Genomic DNA, 4,510 nt, shown 5'->3' with positions numbered 1-4,510 from the left:
CAGCCCGTCAAACAGCATCTGGTTGAGCGTGAGCGTCGTGCCACGGAAGTTGTAACGGCCAAAGTCGGTCAATGGCGTCTCGCGGCTCTCGCGGCCGGTGCCGGCGCGCAGATCGATCTGGGGGAAATAGCCGCCGCGGGCCACGTCTCGCTCGTTGCCGGCGGCCTGGAAGCCGTGCCAGCGGGCCTGCACCTCGGGGTTGCTGACCACCGCCTTGCGTGCTGCGTCCACCATGGGCTCAGGCAATGTTTGCGCCTGTGCTGCCATGCCGGTCAACACGGCCGCAGCGATTATTGAAAAGTTCGCTTTCATGCAACCACCTTGTTAATTAGTGTTTCGAGTTAGCGTTTATAGCTTCAAAATGTTGCCTTGAATATCCCCTATTCAAGGGATGCCAATCACATCCGCACCAGGTTTGCTGCCCCGCCGGCTTTCGGTTAGGCTTGCCGCCATGTGGAACGCCGCCAAGACACGTCAAGGCCTTCGCGCCTGTCTCGTGCCTTGGGGCAGGGGGTGCTTGCTCGCCCTGCTGGTGGCGCTGGGCGCGTCGGTCGCGGCGCCCGATCTCGACAAGACCCAGGCCCTGGCCCTGCAGCGCTATGGCTCGCGGGCTGCCGAGACGGTGGTGGCTTGGCGCCGGCTGATTGAAGAGTCGCGCGCGCTGCCCGATGCGGACAAGCTCGACAAAGTCAACACTTTCTTCAACCGGCGCATCCTGTTTGAAAGCGATGCCGTCATCTGGCAGCAGGAAGATTACTGGGCCACACCGCTCGAGTTCATCGGCCGCGGCGCCGGTGATTGCGAAGACTTCTCGATAGCCAAGTACGTCACGCTGCTGATGCTTGGCATCGGCAACGACCGCTTGCGCCTGATTTACGTCCGCGCCCGCATCGGCTCGACCACGACTGTGGCCCACATGGTGCTGGGGTTTTATCCCCAGCCGACCGATGAACCCCTGATTCTCGACAACCTGATCAGCAGCGTGCGCCCCGCCTCGATGCGCAGCGATCTCGCACCGGTCTTCAGTTTCAACAGCGCCGGCTTGTGGGTGGGAGGGGGCACCTCCTCCCTGGCCGACCCCACGACACGCCTGTCGCGCTGGCGCGATGTGCTTGACCGCATGCGCCAGGAAGGCCTGTCGCCGTGACCCCTTCAACCCTGATCCCTTCACGTCCTGACTCACTCACGCCCTGATACATTCCCTTACTCAGCGAGTTACCACCATGTCCCTTATCAAACAGCTCTGGATCGCCATCATCGTGGTCATGACCATTGCCTTCGGCGGCAGCATGGTCGTCAGTGTGTTGTCTGCGCGCCACTACCTGGAGCAGCAGCTGCAGGTGAAGAACATCGACAACGCCACGGCGCTGGCCCTGTCGCTGTCGCAGCTGCCCAAGGACCCGGTCACGGTCGAGCTGCAGGTGGCGACCCAGTTTGACGCCGGGCACTACCGCTTCATTCGCATCGTTTCGCCCACCGGCCAGACACTGGTGGAGCGCATCTTCACCGGTCAGTTGCAAGGCGCACCGGCCTGGTTCGCCGCGCTGATCCCGATCCGCGCGGCACCCGGCCAGGCCCTGATCCAGGATGGCTGGAAACAGTATGGAACGCTCACCTTGGCCAGCCACGAGCAGTACGTGTACAAGAGCCTGTGGGAGGGCACGCTGGAGCTGCTGCTGTGGTTTGTGCTCGGCAGCGTGATCACCGGCATCGCCGGCACGCTGGCCATACGCTTCATCACACGGCCGCTGGGCGACGTGGTGGGCCAGGCTGAGGCCATTGCGGAGCGCCGCTTCCTGCGCATCGCAGAACCCCGCACCCCCGAACTGCGCAGCGTGGTGCGCGCCATGAACAGCATGGTGGAGCGCCTGAAAGCCCTTTTCAGCGAGGAGGCCGCGCGCCTGGAAGCGCTGCGCCAGAAGGTCAACCTGGACGCGCTGACCGGACTGTCCGGGCGCGAGCATTTCCTGTCGCAACTGCGCGAGTTGCTGGTGGGCGAGGACTCCGGCGCCGAAGGCGTGCTGATCATGCTGCGCGTGAAAGACCTGAACATGCTGAACGCCCGGCTCGGCCACCAGCGTGCGGATGTGCTGCTCCAGCAGCTCGGCGGCGTGCTCAAGGACAGCGCACACGAGCATCTCGGCCAGCAGGCCGGGCGTCTGAAAGGCGGTGAATTTGCCCTGGCCTGTCCGGGCGTCACCTCGCCGGTGCAAGCCGCCAACGAGTTGGACCAGCGCCTGAACCAGGTCTGGCTGCCGACCTGGGCGGCCGAAATGCCCGACCTGTTTCACCTGGCGGCCGTATCCTACCAGCGCGGACAGGCCATCGGCGATCTGCTCAGCCGCGCCGACGAAGCCCTGGCACTCGCCGAGGCCCAGGGCCCGAACAGCTGGCATGCCAGCGATATCGACAGCGGCCGCGCCGCACGCCCCGCCGAGCAGTGGCGCAGCCTGCTGACCGAAGCCGTCGCCAGCGGCAAACTGCGGCTCGCCTTCCACCGCGTAGTCGGCAGCGGCAACCTTGCGGCCATCCACCAGGAAGGCGTGATTCGCCTGCAAATCGACGACGCCGGCACACTGCTGCCCGCCCGCGACTTCATGCCGATGGCCGCGCACCTCAACCTCAGCGCGCCAATAGACCTCGAGGTGGTCAGGCTCGCCATAGCCCACCTGCGCACCACGGCCGGCGACATTGCCGTCAACCTGTCGGCCGAAACCATCGCCGACTTCAGCTTCCGCTATGAGCTCAGGATGCTGCTGGAATTCCACCCCGAGATGTGCAAGCGGCTGCTGTTCGAGGTGCCCGAGCAAGGTGTCTTCAAACAGTTCGATGCCTTCCGCGACCTGGTTCTCACCCTCAAACCACTGGGCTGCCGCGTCGGCATCGAATACTTCGGCCAGCGCTTTGCCGAAGGCGACAAACTCGCCGACCTGGGCCTGGACTACATCAAGGTCCACCCCAGCTATGTGCGAGACATCGCCCACAACCCGGGTAACCAGGAATTCCTTAAGGGCCTGTGCAACGTGGCACGCAATTTCGGCATCGTGGTGATAGCGCTCGGCGTCGAGTCCGACAGCGACCTGCCGCTGCTGGCCTCGCTCGGATTTGACGGCGTAACAGGACCGGGTGTAAAGTAACCAACTGTTAGAAGGCCGTGGCCGGTTCCAATTTCGATTCCTCATGCCACGCCGCATTGATTGGAATTGCCGTGAACTGCATGAAGTCCGTGCCTGCCAGATGGCCCCGTGGGCTCATTGGGGCCATTGGCCTGGTCTGGGCTGCATGCATCCCCGCGGGCCCGGTGCACGCGCAAGACCTCCGCGCACTGCAGACACCCACCGCCGTGCTGGCGGACGAACCGCCCGCGCTGCGTCGTCTGATGCAGCAGGCCAACGAGCTGGAGTCGGCGGTCGACACGGATGACAACGCCTGGCGCGCCGCCGTACTCTATTGCGAAGCATCCCGCTCAGGCAGCATTGAGGGGCAGTATCGCCTGGGCGTGCTCTATGCCTTTGGCAAAGGCGTCCCCGAGAGCCGGCCGCTCGCTGCCGCCCTGTTTTCCCAAGCCGCCTCGCAGGGTCATGCGCAGGCAGGCAAGATGCTCGACAGCGTTCAGCTCAGTTCAGCCGAACTGCCCGCCTGCGTGACGCAGGCCCAGTTGCCCGAGAAGGCGCCGACACGCGTTTTCCGGGATCTGCAGCTCGATTTAGCGTCCGGCAACACGCCCTCCATCGATCAGTTTCTGCAGGCCCTGCCGGCCCGCAAGCGCTGGGTGATCCCGCTGGCGACGACGCTGAGTGCGTGGTATTCGCTCGACCCCAGGCTGGTCCTCTCCGTCATCGCCGTGGAGTCCAACTTCGAGTCCGGCGCGCAGTCGCCCAAGGCGGCCATGGGGCTCATGCAACTGATTCCCGACACCGCCGAGCGCTTCAATGTGCGCAACGCCTACAACGCCACGCAGAACATGCGCGGCGGCATGGCCTACCTGCGCTGGCTGCTGGCGTACTACCGCGGCAACATCGCTTATGCACTGGCTGCCTACAACGCCGGCGAGGGCCGGGTGGACCGCTACAAGGGCATACCGCCCTTCCCCGAGACCCGTGCCTATGTGCGCCGCGTGATGGGCCTGTACGGGCGCAGCAGCCACGACTTTGACGAGAGCATCACCGACGCCTCACCCTGGCTGCGCCCCAAAGTCCCCTGAGTCGGTCAACCCGGTCAGCCAAATCTCCGCCGCATAAAAAAAAAGGACAGGCCACTTGCGCGGTCTGCCCTGCAAAAACCAGCCCGGCCAGCGGGCGGCCGACGATCAGACGTCGGTTTTCAAATTGCCGTCAGCCAGCAACTTGGTGATGATGGCCGAATCGGATGTCCCTCCCGCCGCAGCCTGCAAAGCCGCATACTGCACATTTTCCAGGGTGATGGTCTGCGTGACCGCACTGCCAGCACCAGCCGCGTGAACAGAGATCAGTGTCTGGCCGCTGCCATTGGCAGAAAAGTCCAGGTAAGC

At 64.3% G+C, this 4,510-nt stretch carries 5 protein-coding genes; 3 read left to right on the top strand and 2 right to left on the bottom strand.

What is annotated here, in order from left to right; all coding sequences use genetic code 11:
• Positions 1-312, bottom strand: a 312-nt coding sequence (locus tag AC1DUB_RS28105; RefSeq protein WP_477732360.1) for a TolC family protein, incomplete at its 3' end; no start/stop codon positions are given.
• A 139-nt stretch (positions 313-451) separates the two neighbouring features.
• On the opposite strand from AC1DUB_RS28105, the gene AC1DUB_RS28100 reads away from it, so the two are divergent.
• The 3 genes from AC1DUB_RS28100 to AC1DUB_RS28090 all read left to right on the top strand — a co-directional run bounded on the left by AC1DUB_RS28100 (position 452) and on the right by AC1DUB_RS28090 (position 4,204).
• Complete coding sequence (locus AC1DUB_RS28100; protein ID WP_477732359.1) at positions 452-1,147, top strand: transglutaminase-like cysteine peptidase; 696 nt, start codon at positions 452-454, stop codon at positions 1,145-1,147.
• A 76-nt stretch (positions 1,148-1,223) separates the two neighbouring features.
• Positions 1,224-3,137, top strand: a complete 1,914-nt coding sequence (locus AC1DUB_RS28095) for an EAL domain-containing protein (RefSeq protein ID WP_477732358.1) — start codon at positions 1,224-1,226, stop codon at positions 3,135-3,137.
• 80 nt (positions 3,138-3,217) lie between these two features.
• Positions 3,218-4,204 carry a transglycosylase SLT domain-containing protein gene (locus tag AC1DUB_RS28090; RefSeq protein WP_477732357.1) on the top strand — a complete coding sequence of 329 codons (987 nt, stop codon included), beginning with the start codon at positions 3,218-3,220 and terminating at the stop codon, positions 4,202-4,204.
• 105 nt (positions 4,205-4,309) lie between these two features.
• Here the strand turns inward: AC1DUB_RS28090 and AC1DUB_RS28085 are convergent.
• On the bottom strand, positions 4,310-4,510 hold a 201-nt coding region (locus AC1DUB_RS28085), incomplete at its 5' end, for a type I secretion C-terminal target domain-containing protein (RefSeq protein WP_477732356.1).

The organism is Polaromonas sp. P4_F9, assembly GCF_056401235.1.
The sequence above is the reverse complement of the archived record's forward strand: the minus strand, read 5'-3'. Positions and strand labels throughout refer to the sequence as shown.